The 20,768-nt window shown below is 31.2% G+C and carries 18 protein-coding genes, 1 tRNA gene, 1 rRNA gene and 2 riboswitches; of the genes, 6 read left to right on the top strand and 14 right to left on the bottom strand.

All coding sequences use genetic code 11. From position 1 onward, the window contains the following. Positions 1–166: 166 nt before the first annotated feature. The 3 genes from DMR38_RS03220 to DMR38_RS03210 all read right to left on the bottom strand — a co-directional run bounded on the left by DMR38_RS03220 (position 167) and on the right by DMR38_RS03210 (position 3,083). Complete coding sequence (locus DMR38_RS03220; RefSeq protein ID WP_127719963.1) at positions 167–865, bottom strand: GntR family transcriptional regulator; 699 nt, start codon at positions 863–865, stop codon at positions 167–169. Between the two features lie 735 nt (positions 866–1,600). Then, positions 1,601–1,963: a hypothetical protein gene (locus DMR38_RS03215; protein ID WP_127719962.1), complete on the bottom strand. Its 363-nt coding sequence runs from the start codon at positions 1,961–1,963 to the stop codon at positions 1,601–1,603. A gap of 151 nt (positions 1,964–2,114) precedes the next feature. Further along, a complete protein-coding gene (locus DMR38_RS03210; RefSeq protein ID WP_127719961.1) occupies positions 2,115–3,083 on the bottom strand; it encodes an asparagine synthetase A in 969 nt (322 codons plus the stop codon). A 294-nt stretch (positions 3,084–3,377) separates the two neighbouring features. On the opposite strand from DMR38_RS03210, the gene DMR38_RS03205 reads away from it, so the two are divergent. Together DMR38_RS03205 and DMR38_RS03200 are read left to right on the top strand one after the other, a co-directional pair. After that, positions 3,378–3,857 carry an Lrp/AsnC ligand binding domain-containing protein gene (locus DMR38_RS03205; protein ID WP_065078156.1) on the top strand — a complete coding sequence of 160 codons (480 nt, stop codon included), beginning with the start codon at positions 3,378–3,380 and terminating at the stop codon, positions 3,855–3,857. A 104-nt stretch (positions 3,858–3,961) separates the two neighbouring features. After that, positions 3,962–4,180 (top strand): DUF378 domain-containing protein, encoded by a 219-nt coding sequence (locus DMR38_RS03200; protein ID WP_127719960.1) that lies wholly within the window; start codon positions 3,962–3,964, stop codon positions 4,178–4,180. A gap of 60 nt (positions 4,181–4,240) precedes the next feature. On the opposite strand, the gene argH is transcribed toward DMR38_RS03200, so the two are convergent. The 7 genes from argH to DMR38_RS03165 form a co-directional block, all read right to left on the bottom strand. Continuing rightward, positions 4,241–5,557 (bottom strand): argininosuccinate lyase, encoded by a 1,317-nt coding sequence (gene argH, locus DMR38_RS03195; protein ID WP_127719959.1) that lies wholly within the window; start codon positions 5,555–5,557, stop codon positions 4,241–4,243. 1 nt (position 5,558) lies between these two features. Then, positions 5,559–6,758, bottom strand: coding sequence for an argininosuccinate synthase (locus tag DMR38_RS03190; RefSeq protein WP_127719958.1), 1,200 nt, complete (start codon positions 6,756–6,758; stop codon positions 5,559–5,561). 86 nt (positions 6,759–6,844) lie between these two features. Further along, positions 6,845–7,624, bottom strand: coding sequence for an amino acid ABC transporter ATP-binding protein (locus DMR38_RS03185; protein WP_127719957.1), 780 nt, complete (start codon positions 7,622–7,624; stop codon positions 6,845–6,847). 32 nt (positions 7,625–7,656) lie between these two features. Then, positions 7,657–8,307 (bottom strand): ectoine/hydroxyectoine ABC transporter permease subunit EhuC, encoded by a 651-nt coding sequence (gene ehuC, locus DMR38_RS03180; protein ID WP_023162835.1) that lies wholly within the window; start codon positions 8,305–8,307, stop codon positions 7,657–7,659. 29 nt (positions 8,308–8,336) lie between these two features. After that, the gene (locus DMR38_RS03175) at positions 8,337–9,161 is read right to left on the bottom strand and encodes an ABC transporter substrate-binding protein (RefSeq protein WP_127719956.1); all 825 of its coding nucleotides are present in this window, start codon (positions 9,159–9,161) and stop codon (positions 8,337–8,339) included. A 320-nt stretch (positions 9,162–9,481) separates the two neighbouring features. Further along, the gene (locus DMR38_RS03170) at positions 9,482–10,168 is read right to left on the bottom strand and encodes a hydrolase (RefSeq protein WP_127719955.1); all 687 of its coding nucleotides are present in this window, start codon (positions 10,166–10,168) and stop codon (positions 9,482–9,484) included. A gap of 93 nt (positions 10,169–10,261) precedes the next feature. Further along, positions 10,262–12,661, bottom strand: coding sequence for a homocysteine S-methyltransferase family protein (locus DMR38_RS03165; RefSeq protein ID WP_127719954.1), 2,400 nt, complete (start codon positions 12,659–12,661; stop codon positions 10,262–10,264). Positions 12,662–12,922: 261 nt separating this feature from the next. Next, a riboswitch (SAM riboswitch) is annotated at positions 12,923–13,030 on the bottom strand. Positions 13,031–13,269: 239 nt separating this feature from the next. Continuing rightward, a riboswitch (SAM riboswitch) is annotated at positions 13,270–13,378 on the top strand. Positions 13,379–13,488: 110 nt separating this feature from the next. On the opposite strand from DMR38_RS03165, the gene DMR38_RS03160 reads away from it, so the two are divergent. After that, positions 13,489–14,772 (top strand): O-acetylhomoserine aminocarboxypropyltransferase/cysteine synthase family protein, encoded by a 1,284-nt coding sequence (locus DMR38_RS03160; RefSeq protein ID WP_127719953.1) that lies wholly within the window; start codon positions 13,489–13,491, stop codon positions 14,770–14,772. A gap of 225 nt (positions 14,773–14,997) precedes the next feature. Here DMR38_RS03160 and DMR38_RS03155 read toward each other — a convergent pair whose 3' ends face one another. Next, positions 14,998–16,008 carry an isocitrate dehydrogenase (NAD(+)) gene (locus tag DMR38_RS03155; protein WP_127719952.1) on the bottom strand — a complete coding sequence of 337 codons (1,011 nt, stop codon included), beginning with the start codon at positions 16,006–16,008 and terminating at the stop codon, positions 14,998–15,000. Between the two features lie 46 nt (positions 16,009–16,054). Then, positions 16,055–17,416 (bottom strand): 2-isopropylmalate synthase, encoded by a 1,362-nt coding sequence (locus tag DMR38_RS03150; protein ID WP_127719951.1) that lies wholly within the window; start codon positions 17,414–17,416, stop codon positions 16,055–16,057. A gap of 399 nt (positions 17,417–17,815) precedes the next feature. On the opposite strand from DMR38_RS03150, the gene DMR38_RS03145 reads away from it, so the two are divergent. From DMR38_RS03145 to DMR38_RS03135, 3 genes are read left to right on the top strand one after another with little or no spacing between them, the layout of a single operon-like run. After that, positions 17,816–18,541 carry a lysophospholipid acyltransferase family protein gene (locus DMR38_RS03145; RefSeq protein WP_127719950.1) on the top strand — a complete coding sequence of 242 codons (726 nt, stop codon included), beginning with the start codon at positions 17,816–17,818 and terminating at the stop codon, positions 18,539–18,541. A gap of 27 nt (positions 18,542–18,568) precedes the next feature. Further along, positions 18,569–19,429, top strand: a complete 861-nt coding sequence (locus DMR38_RS03140; protein WP_127719949.1) for an MBL fold metallo-hydrolase — start codon at positions 18,569–18,571, stop codon at positions 19,427–19,429. Between the two features lie 21 nt (positions 19,430–19,450). Next, a complete protein-coding gene (locus DMR38_RS03135; RefSeq protein ID WP_127719948.1) occupies positions 19,451–20,365 on the top strand; it encodes a DMT family transporter in 915 nt (304 codons plus the stop codon). A gap of 91 nt (positions 20,366–20,456) precedes the next feature. Here the strand turns inward: DMR38_RS03135 and DMR38_RS03130 are convergent. After that, positions 20,457–20,531: transfer RNA gene (locus DMR38_RS03130), tRNA-Asn, on the bottom strand. A 13-nt stretch (positions 20,532–20,544) separates the two neighbouring features. Next, a 5S ribosomal RNA gene (rrf, locus tag DMR38_RS03125) occupies positions 20,545–20,661 on the bottom strand. Positions 20,662–20,768 lie beyond the last annotated feature (107 nt).

Raw genomic sequence — 20,768 nt, 5'->3', positions numbered from 1 at the left:
TTATTTAGCACATTTTTATAAGTTTCAATTTTCCTCTATCAATTGTCGACTGTTTAAAAATATGTATACATGTTAAAGGGGCTGATATACTAATTAGTTAGTACACCAGCCTCTTTTTCTAATATTTATTTCATTTTGAAAATTCTGTGATAATTAAACCTTACTTTTATTGACTAACCCCGTGTAATTTAATATAATCTCCTCTAAAGTAAGTTATTCCAAATCCAATTGGCTTATCTTTAACATCATTTAATTTTTGCTCTACAACAAATAACGCAACCTCATCATACATTTTTAAAAGTTCCTTAATCTCTTCTCCCGGCATTTTAGCATACATTACAATTTCCTTGTTTAAACTATAAAGAGAAGCCCTATTTGACATCATTTCTGGGAAAGTAGCATTTTCAATCTCATTTTCTATAATTGGAACTCCCCTTTGGTATATTAGGTATTTTAAATCATAAGCCATGGCATCCCCTTGTGTATAAAACAATCTTCTAATTCTTATTATCTTTCTATTTTTACTTATACGAAGATTAGTTGCAAGTTTATCATCAGGCAAAACAACATCTACAGATAGAAGTTTTATGCGATCCACATCATTTATCAAATTGTTTCTCTCACTATAAAAAATAGTATATTTGTTATAATTAGGCTTTTGGACAAAATATCCTTTTCCTGGTATAGAATATATGTATCCATCATTAGATAAAATGGCAAGCCCCTTTCTAACCGTCATCCTGCTTGTACTATATTCACTACATAAAGCTGTTTCAGAAGGCAAATCATCCCCTGTTTTAAGTTCACCACTAATAATTCTATCACGTATATCATCGGCTATTTTACAATATATAGAGTTTTTCATTATTTACTACTCCTTATTAAATTTCATCTAATACATATAAAACAATTTTAACATAATTATAATATTAGAATTATAAAACGTCATTGTCAATATTATAAGCTTTGAGAAATTAAGTCACTTTTGTCACAGCGTAGAAGAGTTTGTAATTACTTACTAAGAATAAACAGAGTCCTGAGCATACATAAAATTTAATTTCAAGTACACTTAGAACTCTATGATCCAGATGCATATTTGCCTCTTCTTCCCAAGTGATAGCTCAAGTAATCACTTTATTATCTAGAGATGGGGGTCTCAGAAATGGAAGTTTAAAACTAAATAATAATCTGGTAAATATAAACTGTAATTTATTTACTAAAAAAATTACAGATATAAACTATATATTTTTTAATAAGGCAATAACTTGTATATACATGTTAGCATATGTATACCTTGTATTTTTATTATATATCAGTTATTTGTGTTTTGTCAACGTTTTTATTATAATTCTACTACTTCCGATAATATATTTAAGTAAAATATACATTTCTTAATTCATGTGTATTGTTTCGCAATTAGTGTCAAAAAATAGCGTTTATAAATAAAAAATATTGATTTATGTAAAAATCTATGATATTATGAATATGTATTAAAAGGTTAATAGATATCCCCTATTTATCCACATGCTCCCCCATGTGGATTTTTTTTATACAAATTAAAAGCCTACCTATAAGTAGACTTTTAATTTGTATAAAAAACTTACTTTTTGTTTTTATTATGTTTTGCTCTATTTGGTTTAGCCTTAGGCTTTATCTTTATGTTGTTTTCTTTTTGTGAACCTTTTACATTATATATGGCACCACTTCTTAAATCCACAAACCATAAAAATAAGACTAAAAATACAGCAGAAGATATGTATTGCCATACACTCCCATTTAAATTATATCTAAAATAGGCTGCTATTATTGTAGGCAAGAAAAAAGCTGCTATAGACAATAAAAGAATTATCCATCTGTTTGGATGAAACTTGTATAAAATACGTATTTTTAATTGATTATATACAAATAAAAATATTATTGCAATAAATGCTACCTGTAATAGTACTTGTAACCATAAAGGCATTTGCTCTCCCCCCTTAGTCTGTCTATATATATTATTATATACTTTCTAACTTATATCAATACCTTTTCTATTTATTTGTCTGAAATCCTAAGTGACAGTAAAATTTTAAGCAAATAGCTAAAGAGGCTGTCCATTTTAGACAGCCTCTTTTTTAGAATATATATTTTTCTTTTCCTGGTTTTCTGCTAAATACGGTCACATCATCAATTTCTTTTTGTTGACATACAAATCTAGTCATTCTTTCAACTCCGAAACCAGCTCCAGCTGTTTTAGGGAGTTCTCCTCTTTTTGCAAGCTCAATGTAGTTTCTAAGTAAACTCTCATCCGTTTTAGCTTCTCTCATTCTTGTAATTATTCTATCATATTTATATTCTCTTTCTCCTCCACTTAATCCTTCTACATACCCCATAGGCCATATTAAATCATAGTTTTTATAAGTACCCATGTTATCCAAATCCTCAGCATCGTAGAATTCTCTCTTATGATTTATTAACCAAAATGGTTGTGTTGCTTTTTGTGAAGCTATAGCCTCAAAATCATCTCCATATTTGGCTTTTAACTCTTGAGTTGTATGTCTCTCAAAAGGACCTGTTATATCTAAGTGAGATGTTCCTATTCCTAATTTTTCAAACTTGTCCTTACATTCTTCTTTTATATAGTCAAACACGTATTTTATGAGACCTTCCATAAATTCAAATACCGTATTCATTGTACCATCTTTAAATTCAAAATCAACCTGAGTAAACTCAAATAAATGTCTTTTATCCCCTCTTTCTGGCAGCTCCAATCTTACATTCGGAGATACAATATAAATTTTTTGTAAGTTTGGATTTGAAAGAGTTATTTGTTTATGAAATATCATAGACTTTGTTAAGTTAAATTCTTGTCCTTGATAAGTAATTGCACACTCTTCTACGCTGTGACAAAGTGGATCTGTTATAGGTGCCAGCATGTTAGGTAAAAGTCTAACTACTCCATTTTTATACATATAATCATCTACTGCCATCAACATAGCTTGTTGTATACCAAGTATAGCAGGTAATTTTTCTCTTCTAACCTTTTCCATAGTTTCATCCAAAAGTTTTAATTCCTTTTCATCTTTTAATACATACGTTTTCATATATGTGGCCTCCCTAAACAATTTATATAAACTCTCAATGAATATTTTTTCTCTAGTTTCATTACCAATATAATAATACTTTTTCATATATTTTGCAATATCATTAATTAATATTATATTTTTTTATAAATTTATCATTTCATTATACCTGAAATTAGAAATTCATAAATTATTTATCAATGATAAGGTTTACAATTATTAATTTATCAAAATTTCTGTTATAATGTTATTGTACACATACTAATTTAAAGTTTTCATAAAAAATACGGATAACTTTAAAAGGAGGAATATAAATTGAGCTTAAAAATTAATGGTTTAGATGACTTAGACCTTCAAATTCTTGAAATTCTTTTGAAGGATTCAAGGACTCCTTTTCTAGAAATAGCTAGACAATGCCATGTAAGCGGTGGAACTATACATGTTAGAGTTAAAAAAATGGAGGACATGGACATAATAAAAGGTACTAAGCTTATAATCGACAATTCAAAAATTGGATTTGACGTATGTGGCTTTATAGGCATTTATTTGGATAAAGCTAAGTCTTTTAATAATTCGCTAGATGAATTAAAACAAATAAAAGAAATCGTGGAAATCCATTATACAACAGGAGATTATTCTATATTTGTAAAGGTTCTATGTAAAAATATCACTGACTTACAAAATCTACTTATGAATAAAATTCAATCCGTAGATGGAGTTCAAAGAACTGATACAATAATATCTCTATTTCAACCTGTAGATAGAAGCATTGATATCGATGTTTTAGGTGAATAGCTTGTTATTTACCTTCTTTTTTCATTTTCTTTTTATTTAAACTCATAAATTTTATAAAATATGCAAATAATATTTTTGTATAAAAATAAAAAGGAGATGTAATTATGAGAACATTAGATATAATTGCACTAGCATTAGTTGTAATAGGTGCGTTAAATTGGGGACTAATTGGTTTTTTTAGATTTGACCTTGTAGCATCACTATTTGGAACAATGTCCATAGCTACTAGAGTAATATACGCTCTTGTAGGACTAGGAGGGTTGTATGCACTTTCGTTTTTCGGAAATGAAAGAAGCACTGGAGATACAAAAGAAGTCAAATAATTATAAGCGTAAGTAGAAAACAATTATAAAGTTCTTCTACTTACGCATTAATTTTACATATTATCTGAGATTTTTCTTAATTCCTCTATTTAATGTATTTTCATAGTTTATAAACTCATATACATCATCTGAAAAAAGAGAGCTAAACTTTTTCAATTCATCTACAGAAACATCTTCTATAGCCTTATCTCTTTCTTCACAATACAATACAATTTCACCAATTACTTTGTGGGCATCTCTAAAAGCCATTCCTTTATTAACCAAGTAATCAGCTGCTTCTGTAGCATTTAAAAATCCTCTTTTAACAGCTTTAAATGTATTGTCTTTTTTGATTTTTAATGTGGAGAGCATACCACTCATAACTTTAAGACAGCTTAATACAGTATCTAAGGAGTTAAAAAACTGTTCTTTATCTTCCTGCATATCCTTATTGTAGGCAAGAGGAATGCCTTTCATCGTGGTAAGCAGTGACATGAGCGAACCGTATACTCTCCCTGTTTTGCCTCTTATGAGTTCTGCAGCATCGGGATTCTTTTTTTGAGGCATTATGCTGCTTCCTGTGGAAAATTCATCATCTATCTGTACAAAATCAAATTCTTTACTGCTCCATAATATAAGTTCTTCACTTAAACGGCTTAAATGCATCATTATTATAGAAAAACTCGCCAATAACTCAAGGACATAATCCCTATCACTTACACCGTCTAAAAAGTTGTCTACAGGCTTTTTAAAGCCCAATTCTTTTGCAGTAAAACTTCTATCTATATTATAAGTTGTTCCAGCAAGAGCACAGCATCCAAGTGGATTTTCATCCATAATTTCAACTGCATTTGATATTCTTGCTTTATCTCTTTTTAACATATTATAATACGCCATTATGTGATGCTTAAAAGTTACAACTTGTGCCCTTTGAAGGTGAGTATACCCAGGCATCATTATATTGTTACTTTCTCCAAGATTTTTGATTACATCTTGAAGTTTCTCTATATTATTTATAACTTCTAATGCACTTTTTTTACAGTATAATCTAAAATCCACTGCTACTTGGTCATTTCTACTTCTAGCAGTATGAAGTTTCTTTCCTACCTGCCCTACTCTCTCTATTAAATTTACCTCTACAAAAGTGTGTATATCCTCATAATCTCCTTCTATTTTAAGTTTTCCATCTTCAATGTCACTTAAAATAGATTGCAGTCCTTTTAATATGGATTCTCCTTCTTCTTTAGACAGTATATTGCATTTGGAAAGCATTTTTACATGAGCCATACTTCCCTCTATATCCTCACTATAAAGAAGTTTATCAAAGCTAAGAGAACTATTAAAATCCTCCATAAGCTTGCTTTCAGATTTTTTAAATCTTCCTCCCCAGAGTTTCATACTAATTTTCCCTTCTTACCGCAGCTCTTATTTTAGAAGGTAAGCTGAAAATTTTAATAAATCCATCTGCATCTTTATGATCATATAAATCACTTGCACCAAACGAAGATATACTTTCATTAAATAGAGGATGTAGGGCATCTATACTTGCTGGCATTATATTTCCTTTGTATAACTTTAATTTTACTGTTCCTGTTACATTTTCCTGAGTAGACTCAACAAAAGCATCCAATGCCTCTCTAAGACTTCCAAACCAAAGTCCATCATATACAAGTTCACCATATCTTTGAGATACTAATTGTTTATAGTGAAAAGTATCCTTATCTATAGTTAATCTTTCAAGGGCAGTATGTGCAGCATATAATATTGCTCCACCAGGAGTTTCATATACACCTCTTGATTTCATGCCAACCAATCTGTTCTCTACCATATCAACTATTCCAATTCCATTTTCTCCACCTAGTTTGTTTAGCTGTTCCATCATATCTAAAGGGCTTAATTCTTTTCCATTTAGCTTTTTAGGTTCCCCTTTTTCAAAATAAAGCTCCACATATGTGTCTTCATCTTTTGCTTTTTCCGGTGTAGTAGTCATAAAGTACATACTTGTTTTATGCTCATTTCTTGGATCTTCCAAATCCCCACCTTCATGACTTACATGCCAGATGTTTTTATCATTTGAATATATTTTTTCCTTAGTTACAGGAACATCTACTCCCTTTGAATTTGCATAATCTATAGCATCTTCTCTGGACTTTATGTCCCATATTCTCCAAGGTGCTATTATCTTTATCGTAGGATCAAAACTTGCTACTCCAACCTCAAAACGTACCTGATCATTTCCCTTTCCTGTACATCCGTGAGCTATATATTTTGCTCCTTCTGCATGAGCTATTTCAACTAATCTCTTGGCCATAAGTGGTCTTGCAAGAGATGTACCTAAAAAATACGCATCCTCATACAATATATTGGCCTTTACTGCCTTAAATAAATAGTCTTTTACAAATTCTTCTTTCAAATCTTCAATATATACTTTAGAGGCCCCTGTTTTAATGGCTTTATTTTCTACTTCTTTCATATCATCATCTTGTCCTACATCTATACAAGCTGCAATAACCTCTAAGTCATAATTTTCCTTTAACCAAGGAATAATAATTGATGTATCTAATCCTCCTGAATATGCTAACACAACTTTATCTTTCATGAATTCGCCCTCCATATATATTTAAATTTTAATAAACAGCTTAAACAAATAAAAGTAATTAGAACTACAGTTAAAATACTGACTTTTTATTTTAGAACTTTATTTAAAAATTCCTTAGTTCTATCTTCTTTCGGATGTGAAAATACTTCCTCTGGAGATCCCTCTTCAACTATCTTTCCTCCATCCATAAATATAACCCTATCAGCTACTTCTCTAGCAAACCCCATTTCGTGAGTTACTACTACCATTGTCATACCTTCCTTAGCCAGATCCTTCATTACATTCAAAACTTCCCCCACAAGTTCAGGATCTAAGGCTGATGTTGGTTCATCAAATAACATTATATCTGGATTCATTGCAAGAGCTCTGGCAATAGCAACCCTCTGCTGCTGTCCACCTGAGAGTTTAGATGGATAATATTCCATCTTATCTGCAAGTCCCACCTTGCTTAAAAGTTGTTTAGCTCTTTGTAAAACTTCTGACTTTTTTTCTTTTTTTACAACTAGTGGAGCTTCCATAACATTTTGAACAGCTGTCATATGTGGAAATAAATTAAAATTTTGAAAAACCATTCCCATCTTTGTAGTTATTTTTCGAAGCATTTTTTTATCCTTAGGATTTAATTTATCCCCTTCTATAACTATAGTTCCACTATCCAATTCCTCCAGATGATTTAGACATCTTAACAGTGTACTTTTTCCTGAGCCTGAGGCTCCTATAACTACAAGAACCTCACCTCTCTTTACTTTCACATTTAAATCTTTAAAAACTAAAAGATTATTAAAACTCTTAGTTAAATTAGATGCTTCTATCATATATTCATTTTTATCTAAATTTTCGCCATTATTTAAAATAGCATTTTCCATAAATCAAACCTCCACTTAAATTACTCTAATTTCTAACTGTAAATTGCCAATCTTCTTTCGAATATTCCAAACACAGTTGTAAATACAGTTGTCATTATAAGATACAATATTGCTGCAGTTAAAAATACAGATATTGGATCAAAACTGCTTGCATATATCTGCTGAGCTGACCTCATAAGTTCAACCATAGCTATAGTAGATACTAATGAAGTATCCTTTAATATGGATATAAACTCATTTCCTACTGGTGGTATTATTATCTTCCAGGTTTGTGGTAAAATAATTTTTCTCATAGTCTCTACGTAACTAAATCCAAGAGCTTTTGCTGCTTCAAATTGTCCTTTGTTTATGGATTGTATTCCACCTCTTATTATCTCAGCCATATATGCACCACAGTTTAGTCCAAGTCCTAATATAGCCGCAGTAAAAGGAGTAAGCTCTATTCCAATAAAAGGTAATCCATAGTAGAAGAAAAATAGCTGCAAAAGTAAAGGCGTTCCTCTAAATATCCATGTATAAAAACTTGATACTAATTTTAATACGATATTTTTAGACAATTTCAAAAGTGCCAAAAACACTCCAAGCATAGTTCCTAATATCAAGGTGATTACTGTAAGTTCAATTGTCATTACACTACCCTTTAATAAAATAGGTAATATATTTTTAATAAATTCTATATTCACTTACCTTACCTACTTTCTTTTTGCATATACTATTTATATATATCTTCTCCAAACCATTTAGTTGAGATTTTAGACATTGTTCCATCCTTTTTTAACTCATCTAACGCTTTTTGTACTGCTGTTTCAAGTTCCTTATCTCCCTTTTTAAATCCTATTCCCATAGGCTCATTGGTAAGTTTTTCATTAAGTACTGTATATTTTCCTTTCTTGTCAGGGCTAGATATATAATATTTTCCAACTGGTTCATCTACTATAACGGCATCAATTCTTCCTATTAATAAATCCTGAAGTTCTTCTGTAGTCTTATCATATTTTTTAACTTCTTTTATGCCTTGTAACGTTTGAACAACTTTTTCACTAGTTGTACCAATTCCTACTCCTACTTTCTTTCCAGCTAAATCTTTTGAAGTCTTAATTGCTTCATTTCCGCTTTTAGTAACTATAATTTGTGCATTTTGTATATAAGGTTCTGAAAAATCTATTTGCTTTTTTCTCTTTTCATCAATACTAAGTCCTGATATTATAACATCAAATTTTCCAGAGTTAAGTGCTAAAATTATTCCATTAAATTCAGTACCTACAAATTGAGTCTTTACTCCAAGCTTTTTGCCTATGGCATTTGCCATATCTATATCAAAACCTTTAAGTACGTTTTGGTTATCTCTAAATTCCATTGGTGGAAAAGAATCTTCAAGTCCTACTTTTAGAACTCCTGCTTTTTTTACCCTCTCTAAAGCATTCTGTCCTTTTTGTCCATCTCCACTATTACTGTTACTGCTCCCGCATCCTGCAAATAAAGCAGCTGCAAAAACAATTGTCAACATTACAATTATTGTCTTTTTTAACTTCTTCATTTTTTTCCCCTTTTCTATAATTATTATTTTTAACTCCTTAGGTTAAATATATAAATAATTATACATTTATTTTTATATTTATTCAATACCTTTTTTGCTTTTTCATAGTATTTTATTGTATTCTTATATATTTTTAAGCTGCAAAAGTTAAGCTAATTAAAAATAAGGGGGCTGACATACTAGTTAACTAGTGAATCAGCCCCTGAATAACAATTTCTCCTAAAAAGGATAACGCCTTCTAAGTGCTAAATGCACTAAGAAGCCTGTTAATAAGCATCAGGTGGAGTCAAAACTCCATCTGATGCCAAGAACTCTGTTTATTACATATTTCTATACTTTTCCATAGTTCCCTTAAACAATTCTGCCGTAGAAGGAGGACTATAGGAAATAGCATTTGCACCTGCTTCTATAGTTTCCTCTATACTTTCCTTAGTCCTTCCACCTGTAGCTATAATAGGAACATCCTTATATTTTTCTCTTATTTTTCTCACAAGGGAAGCACTATTCTTACCTGCAGATACATTTAATATGGAAGTTCCCGATTCAATTCTCTTTTGAATATCATCTCTTTCAGATACTACTGTAACTATAATAGGAATGTCGATAGCCTCTCTAACAGCTCTTACAATTTCATCAGATGTAGGACTATTTAACACTACCCCCATAGCTCCAGTAAATTCAGCATTTAATGCTAAGTTTACAACCCTTTTTCCTGTAGTAAGTCCACCACCTACACCGCAAAATATGGGTACATCAGAAGCTGTAACTAATGACTCTGTTATAACTGATTGGGGTGTAAAAGGATATACTGCTAAAATTGCATCTGCATCTATATTTTTTATAACTGCTATGTCCGTAGTAAATGCAAAAGATTTTATTCTCTTTCCAAAAACTATTATGCCGCTGGCCTCTCTTATTACACCAGGGAAATTTATCATATGTCCTCTAAGTACTCCTCTTATCTCTGGTACATACTTAACATCTTTTTTATTAATCTTTTCACCCATTTTTATATCTCCCAAAATCTATTTTGATATCGTCTCTCTTACATATTATTGTATATTAAACACATTAAATATTCCATAAAAATTATTTTTATTCTAAACTGAAAATAATTCTTCTGCTATTTTTACAGTTTCTCTAGCATCTTTAGCATAATAATCTGCACCTATCATATCTGCATAATTTTGATTTAATACTGCTCCACCTACTACAACTTTACATTGAAGTCCCTTATCTCTTATAGCATCTATAGTCTTTTTCATATTACTTACGGTGGTTGTCATAAGTGCACTGAGTCCTACTAGCTTTACATTATTTTTTATTATAGCATCTACTACTTGGCTGATATCTACATCTCTTCCCAAATCTATAACTTCAAAACCATAGTTCTCCAAAAGCACTTTAACTATATTTTTCCCTATATCATGTATATCTCCTTTAACAGTAGCAAGTACTATTTTACCTCTAAATACCTTATTTTCACCACTCCTAAGCATATCTTTTTTTATTATTTCAAAAGATTGTTTTACAGTTTCAGCTGACTGTATTAACTGTGGCAAAAATATATCCTTGTTCTCATATTGTATGCCTACCTCATCTAACGCTGGAATTATATAAGAATTTACTATATCTACTGACTTTTTACTTTTCAAAAGCTTACAAGTTAACTCTACTGCCTCATCTTCCATTCCATCAATAATCGCCTGTTTTAGATTTTTATCATTTTCACCTAAATTAGGAATATCACTTCCCCATTTTGCTTTTTCACCTTCAGATTTACTGCTATATTTTTTTACGTATTCCTTCCCATCTTTATCTATGTTTGTTAAGACCTCAAAAGCTGAAATAGTATCTTTCACACCTTGGTCTCCTGTATTTATTATTGGCAAGTCAAGTCCTGCCTGAAGGGCAAGTGCAAGAAAAGTTCTATTTAATATGCATCTTCTAGGTAGCCCATAGGATATATTGCTTACTCCAAGAGTAGTCTTTACTCCGAATTGTTCCTTTAAAATTTTTATGGCCTTTATTGTCTCAAGAACTTCCCTTTGTTGGGCAGATGCAGTTAACGTAAGACAATCAACTATTATGTCCTTTCTCTTGATGCCATAGTTTTCGGCAGTTTTGATTATCTTCTCTGCAATCTTTACCCTACCCTCTGCAGTATCAGGTATCCCGTTTTCATCTATAGTTAAGGCTATAACACAGCCTCCATACTTCTTTACTATTGGAAATACTTCTTCCATGCACTTTTTTCTACCATTTACTGAATTTATTATAGGTTTACCGTTATAAACTCTAACTCCAGCCTCCAAGACTTTAGGATTTGGACTATCTATATCTATAGGCAATTGTACTACTTTTTGTATTGCCTTTACTGCTTCTTTCATAGCCTGAACTTCATTAATCTCAGGTAATCCTACATTAAGCCCAAGTATATGTGCTCCTTCTTCTTTTTGCTGTACTGCTTCTTTCTGTATAAAACCTACCTTTCCTTCCTTAAGCTCTTTCTTATAAATATCTCTACCTGTAGGATTAATTCTCTCTCCTATAAACTTTATTCTATTACCTAGGAACACAGTATCCCTGGCTGAACACACTGCGGTATAATTTTTTTCTTTTATGTCTAAAGGTACTATATTTTTCAAGCTTTTTACCATAGTTTTTATAAATTCAGGACTTGTTCCGCAGCATCCTCCAAAAAACCTAACTCCTTTTTTTGCCATAACCACTACATTTTCTGCAAATTCATCTGAAGTTATGTCATAAATCGTATTTTCGCCATCATACTTTGGGAGTCCTGCATTAGGCTGAACTATAATGGGTATAGAAGAATACTTTAAGATTTCATCTACAATATGTTGCAATTCTCCTGGTCCCAAGGAACAATTCACTCCAAGGGCATCCACCCCCAACGATTCAAGTACAAATACCATAGTCTTGGGATCTGTTCCCATTAGAGTTCTTCCATCCTGCTGGAAAGTCATTGTACAAAATATTGGAAGAGAACTATTTTCTTTTGCTGCAAGAATAGCTGCCTTTGCTTCGTACAAATCAGACATAGTTTCTATTAGAATTATATCTGCTCCCGCTTTTTCCCCTATAATAACCTGACTTTTAAATAATTCATATGCAGATTCAAAACTTAAACTCCCTGTAGGCTCCATAACCTGTCCTGTAGGTCCTATGTCAAGTGCTACTAATTTATCCTTTGCCTCTTCCTTTGCAATTTTTACTCCAGCTGTAATTACATCTTTTATTGTATAATCAGAAGAACTATACTTAAGTTCATTGGCACCAAAAGTATTTGTTATTATGATATCTGATCCTGCATTTAAATATTCCCTATGTACTTTTCTTATAATCTCTGAATTTGTTATATTTAATGTTTCTGGAAGTTCACCTACTTTAAGTCCTTCTCTTTGAAGCATGGTTCCCATAGCTCCATCAAAAAAAACAAATTTGTTGTTAAACTTATTTAATAAATCTTTAAATAACATTCGCTGCACTCCTTTTTCAAATACAAGTTTCATGTTCAAATTATTTAATTCATTACTTCTTGTATAAAATTTTAAACTTTAAACAAATTTTCTACAATACATCAAATTATTTAATATTTCATAATTGTATAAATATACATTAATATTATTCAAAATTAATATTTATTTGCTCACTAACTATTAATTTTTCATTTTTGACTATTAACTGAAAAAGTTGCCCTTCAATCAGAAAAGCAACTTTAAATTTGACAAAATCAACTTTCCTTATCTTTCAGAATTTATTTTATTCTGCAGGAATTAGCACCGATGCACTTTAGTGCCGGTTGTTGGGTTTCACTGGGCCAGTCCCTCCACCTCTCGTGATAAAAGTGCTTTAATATTAATACTTTAACTATCAATTGTCAATACTATTTATATCATTATTTTATTATAATTCGTAATATAAATGAATCTTACTTAGTGGGACAAGCAGACATATCAAATCTTTGATTTGATGATAGTCGCTTTCACAGAGTGCGTAGGTAGCTATTAGATAAAATTTCCCAAATATTTTTCTATTGACAAATCTTATCTATGTCTGGTATGATTTTCTCAATCGAATACGGAACTTCTTATCCAGAGCGGCAGAGGGACTGGCCCTATGATGCCCAGCAACCTGAATGATCATTTTCATTCAACGGTGCTAATTCCAGCAGGTGTTAACCTGAAAGATGAGAAGCATGAAGATAGAATCTTCTTGTAACTTATCTTACAAGAAGATTTTTTTATTCTGCCAGGTTATAGAAGTTTCGTCCAAAATATTAAAAAAGTATTAGGAGGAATAAACAATGAGTAAAGAAAGAAAATTAGGATTTGAAACATTACAAGTACATGCAGGTCAGGTGCCTGACCCAACTACAGGTGCAAGAGCAGTTCCAATCTATCAAACTACATCCTTTGTATTTAAAGATGCCGATGAAGCCGCAGACTTTTTCCAGCTAAAAAAACCGGGAAATGTTTATGCCAGAATAATGAACCCAACAGAAGATGTATTCGAACAAAGGGTAGCAGCACTTGAAGGCGGCAGTGCAGGTCTTGCTACATCTTCCGGACTTGCAGCAATACTTTATGCTGTATTAAATGTAGCAAGTGCAGGAGATAATATAGTTGCAGCTAGCACACTTTACGGTGGAACTTATGAATTGTTTTCCGTAACCTTAAAAAAGTTAGGAATTGATGTAACTTTTGTAGATCCTGATGATCCTGAAAATATCAGAAAGGCTATTACAGATAAAACTAAAGCAGTTTATGCAGAAACAATAGGTAACCCTAGAATAAATGTTTTGGATATAGCAGCTGTAGCAAACATAGCTCATAAAAACAAAATTCCTCTTATCATAGATAATACTTTTGGAACTCCATATCTGGTAAGACCCATAGAATATGGTGCAGATGTAGTTGTCCATTCTGCAACTAAGTTTATAGGTGGACACGGAACTACTTTAGGCGGAATTATAGTAGATGGTGGAAAATTTGACTGGGCAGCAAGCGGAAAATTTCCTGACTTTATAACACCTGATGAAAGCTATAATGGACTTGTATACGCAGATCTTGGACCTACAGCTTTTGCTACAAAAGCCAGAGTACAACTTTTAAGAAACACAGGGGCAACACTAAGTCCACAAAGTGCTTTTTATTTCTTACTTGGGCTTGAATCGCTTTCTCTTAGAGTAGAAAGACATGTAGAAAACACACGAAAAGTAGTTGAATTTTTAAGTAAACATCCAAAAGTTGCATGGGTAAACTATCCTGAACTTGATGGAAGTCCATACAAAGAATTAGCTAAGAAATACCTTCCAAAAGGAGCAGGTTCAATATTTACCTTTGGAATAAAGGGTGGATCTGAAGCAGGAAAGAAATTTATAAACAGCGTTAAATTGTTCTCCTTACTTGCAAATGTAGCAGATGCAAAATCATTAGTAATTCACCCTGCAAGTACAACTCATGCAGAGTTGAATGAAAAACAACAAAAAGCTGCCGGAGTTACTCCAGACCTTATAAGGCTTTCAATAGGTGTGGAAAATATTGATGATATTATATACGATTTGGATCAGGCTCTTGCAAAAGCTTAATTAATTAATTTAATTTTTCTCCCATATTTTATATTGTTTCAATTCATAAATAATAAGCTGACTACTAATTAATTAGTATGTCAGCCCTATATGTCTTTTTAAATAGTTGAAAGTTGAGAATATACAATTGATAGTAAAGGATGATTTTTTGTAGTATAACGGAAAAAAATCCACCTTAACTGTCAACTATCAATTGTCAACCTTCAACTCATAATTTAAGTACACTTAATTATAATTTTCAATTTTTTCTATAATAGCTTCAGTAAATCCACTTGTAGTTGTATTTCCTCCTAAATCCTCTGTTAAATATTTACCTTCTCTAAGTACAGTTTCTACAGCTGTCTCAATTTTATTTGCTGCTCCTGTTTCCCCTAAATAGTTAAGCATCATAACTCCTGAAAGTATTATAGCCGTTGGATTTGCTTTATTCTGTCCTGCGATATCCGGAGCCGAACCATGGGCAGCTTCAAATACTGCTGCATTTTCTCCTATATTGGCTCCTGGCACTAGTCCAAGTCCACCTATAAGGCCTGATGCCATATCTGATAAAATATCTCCATATAAATTAGGCATAACAAGTACATCATAATTCTCTGGATTAAGGACAAGTTTCATACTCATAGCATCTACTATTACACTTTCAAATTCAATGCCTTTATATTTTTCTGCTACTTTTTCAGCTGTTCTTAAAAAAAGTCCATCTGAAAGTTTCATTATATTAGCCTTATGAACTGCCGTAACTTTCTTTCTTCCATTTTTAATTGCATACTGAAAAGCTGATTCTACTATTCTCTCACTTGCTTTTTTAGATATTATTTTAACGCTTTCCGCTATTTCATCATTTATCATGTGTTCAATTCCTGAATACAGATCTTCTGTATTTTCTCTAAATATTACAAGATCCACATTATCATATCTGCACTTTACTCCAGCATAAGTTTTTATAGGTCTTATGTTTGCATATAGATTTAAATTTTTTCTAAGAGTTACATTAACACTTTTAAATCCTTTTCCCACAGGAGTAGTAACTGGTGCTTTAAGTGCTACTTTATTTTTCTTTATACTTTCTATAATGTTATCCGGTATTGGTGTTCCATATTTATCCAAGACTGAAGCTCCCGCCTCAAATATTTCCCAGTCAATATCTGCCCCACTCTTATCTATAACTTTTTTTACAGCTTCACAGATTTCTGGTCCTATACCATCACCTTTAATAAGAGTAACTTTATGCGTCATTTTCTATCCTCCATTGTTATCTATTATTCTAAATTTTATACTTACTCTAGCTAGCCCTTTCTTCTTTTTTTTGTGAAATATCCGGCAGCATCTTATCAACTAATAATTCTAATTCATCATTTCCTATTATACTGGTTCTTCCTGATTTATATTGTTCATCCACCCATTCTTTAATTTTAGCAATTCTATTATCCCATTTATCAACTTTTTCTTCATCTTTTAATCTATAATAGGTATTAATCCAGGCTGCAATTCCAGCGTGACCAGAATATTGATTTACAGCTACTACAACTGGTCTTCCCAAAATTTTATCCGTATCAAATATATTATAGATTTCTTCATCTTTTAATATTCCATCTGCATGTATTCCAGCTCTAGTTACATTAAATTCTTTTCCCACAAAAGGAGTTCTAGGTGGAACTGAATATTTCATTTCTTTCTTAAAATACTCTGATAATTCCGTTATAACTTCAAGTTTCATATTTTTAGTATTTCCTTTTATTTGTGCATATTCAAATATCATAGCCTCTAATGGACAATTTCCTGTTCTCTCCCCAATTCCTAAAAATGAGGTATTTACAGCTGATGCACCATATAACCAGGCTGTTGTAGAATTATTCACTACTGCATAAAAATCATTATGTCCATGCCATTCTATACATTCTGAAGGAACCCCACAATTGTTCCTAAGTCCATACATAATAGCCTGTACGCTTCTTGGTAATTCCACTCCACTATAAGATACTCCCAATCCAAGAGTATCACAGGCTCTTATCTTTATAGGAATGCCTGATTGTTTCGATAATTCCATTAATTTATTTACAAGTGGAACTACAAATCCATAAAAATCAGCTCTAGTTATATCTTCTAGATGACATCTTGGACGAATTCCATTATCTAAAGCTTCTTTAACTATACCTAAATACATATCCATAGTTTCTTTTCTAGTCTTTCTCAACTTTTTAAATATATGATAATCTGAACAGGACATAAGCATTCCTGTTTCTTTAATTCCCATTTGTTTTACCAACTTAAAATCTTCTTTATTAGCTCTTATCCATGAAGTAACCTCTGGGAATTCATATCCTCTTTCCATACATACCTGGGCAGCTTTTCTATCTTTCTCTGTGTATAAAAAAAATTCTGTCTGTTTTATTATCCCCGAATTATTATCCAAATCATGCAGGTAATCAAAAATTCTAATTATCTGCTCTGTAGTATATGGAGGCATTGACTGCTGACCATCTCTAAATGTAGTGTCCGTAATACATATTTTTTCAGGTAAATCCTTAGGTATTTGTACTCCATTAAAATTTATTTTTGGAATTTCATCATAGGGAAATATATTTTTATAAAAATTGGGACTGTCTACATTATTTAATTTATATTCATAGGAACTTTTTTTCATTTAATTCATCTCCTCGAATTAGTATTGGACCTATCTTTTAAAATGGCTTTTTGAATTATTTTATACATAATATTTCATATATGAATTTTGCGTCTATTTTTTGTAATTTATATTTATGTACTGTTTTTGAATATTTATAAGCATATTTATAGCTTATAAGGACTATTTCTATAATAAATATGCTTATATTGTATCACTTTTATTATTGATAATCAAATATTTATTTGTTATTTTTGACGCTATTTTATGTATCATATTCATTATAGGCCTTTTATAATACACAATAGGATTTTTGAATCAAATATTGGCTCCTTACTAATTTAAAGTATTGTATATGATATAATAAATGTTGTATTATCATGAACTCATAATTAGAATTTTTCAAGGAGGAATAATTTTATGCTAAAAACTTTTTTATTTTACGTGGTTTTTTTCCTGTACATGGTCTATTCATTAGTTAAAAAATTGAAATTAGACAGAATTAGAAAAAGTGGTTCTGAAAAGGAAGCTGAAAATTATATATATATATCTGTGAAAAAATGGTCTGATTTTATATTAAAGCTTATAAATGCATCTGTAAAAGTAAGCGGTACAGAAAACATTCCACAGGTTCCCTGCCTTTTTGTTTCAAACCATCAGGGTTTTTTAGATATACCTATAATACTATATTCTTTAGATAGGACTGTAGGATTTATAGCTAAAAAAGAACTAACAAAGTTCAAATTAGTTTCTTACTGGATGAAGCAAATTAATTGTATTTTTATAAATAGGAAGGATATAAGAGAATCCATAAAGTCTATAAATAAAGGCAGTGAACTATTAACTAATGGACATAGTATGGTAATATTTCCTGAAGGCACCAGAAGTAAAGGCCCTAGAATAGGGGAATTTAAAAAGGGAAGTTTGAAACTGGCTTTAAAATCTAAAGTACCTATAGTTCCAATTGCTATAGATGGGAGTTATAAGCTAAGAGAGGGAAATGTACATTCTATGATAAAATCTGCAAATGTAAATGTAACTATATGTAAGCCCATTTATACAGATTCTCTTTCGAGAGAAGAAAGAGAATCTCTATCAGATAACATAAAATCAGAAATAAGTAAACATATTTATTTGGAAAATTAATATAGAATTCATAAAGGAGGACACTGAATGAAATTTATAAAAAAATACTTTAATATACTATCAATTGTATTTATTTTCATATTTCTAATGTCTGGGTGTACAAGTAATACAAATTCAAATAGTACTTCCAACTACAGCGGACTTAAAATTCATTATATAGATGTAGGTCAAGGAGATAGTGAATTAATACAAGTAAATGGGAAAAACCTTTTAATAGATGCTGGTCCAAATGAAAGTAGAGACAAATTGATGTCCTACTTAAATAAGCAAAATATTAAAAAACTTGACTATGTAATTGCAACCCACCCTGATGAAGATCATATAGGTGGCATGGGAAATGTAATAAAAAAATACAGTGTTGATAAATTTTATACTCCTAAAAAAATAGTTAATACAAAAACTTTTGAGTATATGATTCAACAATTAAGAAATAAAAATATGAAGATAGATACTCCAACTCCTGGAGTACAGTTAGACTTAGGTAAAAATGCAACTGCAGAAATACTTGCACCTAACAGTAAGAGTTATCCAGATACAAATAATTATTCAGTAGTACTAAAATTAACTTATGGAAATACAAAATTTCTTTTTACAGGAGATGCAGAAAAAACAAGTGAAATGGAAATGATAGATAAAAATTATGACCTATCAGCTGATGTATTAAAAGTCGGCCATCATGGTAGTTCAAGCTCCACTTCACAACAATTTCTGGATAAAGTTAATCCTAAAATAGCAGTAGTAAGCTGCGGAAAAAATAATAAATATGGACATCCACATAAAAAAACAATAAATAAACTTAAAAAGAAAAATATACAAATATATAGAACTGATGTAAGTGGAACAATCATACTCATTAGTAATGGCACTAAGATAAGTAAAGAAGACTAACAATCACAGAAAGGAATTGCAATGAATACTCAAATTACATTAAAAAACAATTCAAGGATAAAAGGGATACTATTAGTAGTATCCGCTTCTATGCTTTGGGGTGTTTCAGGACCTGTAGCTCAATATCTTTTTCAAAAAAAAGATATTAGTCCAGAATGGCTTGTAGATATTCGTCTTTTACTATCAGGAGGATTCCTACTTATATTTCTATACTTAAAGAATGATAAAAAAATCTTTAATATATGGAAATCTAAATATGGTAGGAGAAACATCATTCTCTTTAGTATTATAGGATTAATAGGCGTACAATATGGTTATTTTGCATCGATTAAATACGGAAATGCTGCCACAGCTACAATACTTCAATATCTGAGTCCAGTAATAATTGTATGTTATGTGTCCCTCAAATCTAAAGAACTTCCTACCTTAAGGGAAACATTATCAATCCTGCTAGCTTTATTAGGAACGTTCTTTCTCATTACTAGAGGTAATATACATAGCCTAGCCATCTCCAACTTAGCCTTATTCTGGGGGGTTTTATCAGCATTTGCTGCTTCATTTTATGTAGTTCAACCTGCATATATTATTAAAAGATGGGGGTGTGATATTGTAGTGGGCTGGGGAATGCTTTTAGGTGGAATATTCTTTAGCTTTGTTCATCCTTTTTGGAGAATACAAGGAAAATATTCTATTAATTCAATTTTAGGAATTACTTTTGTAGTTGTTTTTGGAACCCTTATCTCCTTCTATTGGTATTTAGATAGTACAAAGTACATTAAAGCTTCAGAAACAAGTTTACTTTCCTGTATAGAACCTATGTCTGCAACTATAGTATCAATACTATGGCTTCACATTTCTTTTGGTATATTTGATATTATAGGAAGTATACTTATTGTAAGTACAGTTCTAATTTTATCCTACAACAAAAAGTCTTAATAATAGAACACACTAAAATAAAGCAGATTAGCTAAACTAATCTGCTTATATATATTCAAATTTATTATTTCATAATTTATAAAATAAAAAATGGCTCCGTGGAGAGGGCTCGAACCTCCAACCCTTCGGTTAACAGCCGAATGCTCAACCATTGAGCTACCACGGAACAATAATTTTTCATCTGGCAGCGACCTGCTCTCCCACAGGGCCCCCCCTGCAGTACCATTGGCACTCTGAAGCTTAACCTTCCTGTTCGGTATGGAAAGGGGTGTTACCTTCACGTCATTACCACCAGATACCGATTTGTCAAAATCTTTGATTTTGGTATAAATCGGTACTCATCAGCTTTAGCTGATTGAGTCTCATTAAATTATCGAAAATTGCTACCAATTTTCTTATATAT

The organism is Clostridium sp. AWRP (assembly GCF_004006395.2).
Lineage (GTDB): Bacteria > Bacillota > Clostridia > Clostridiales > Clostridiaceae > Clostridium_B.
Note: the sequence above shows the minus strand (reverse complement) of the source record. Positions and strands in the feature narration are given on the sequence as shown.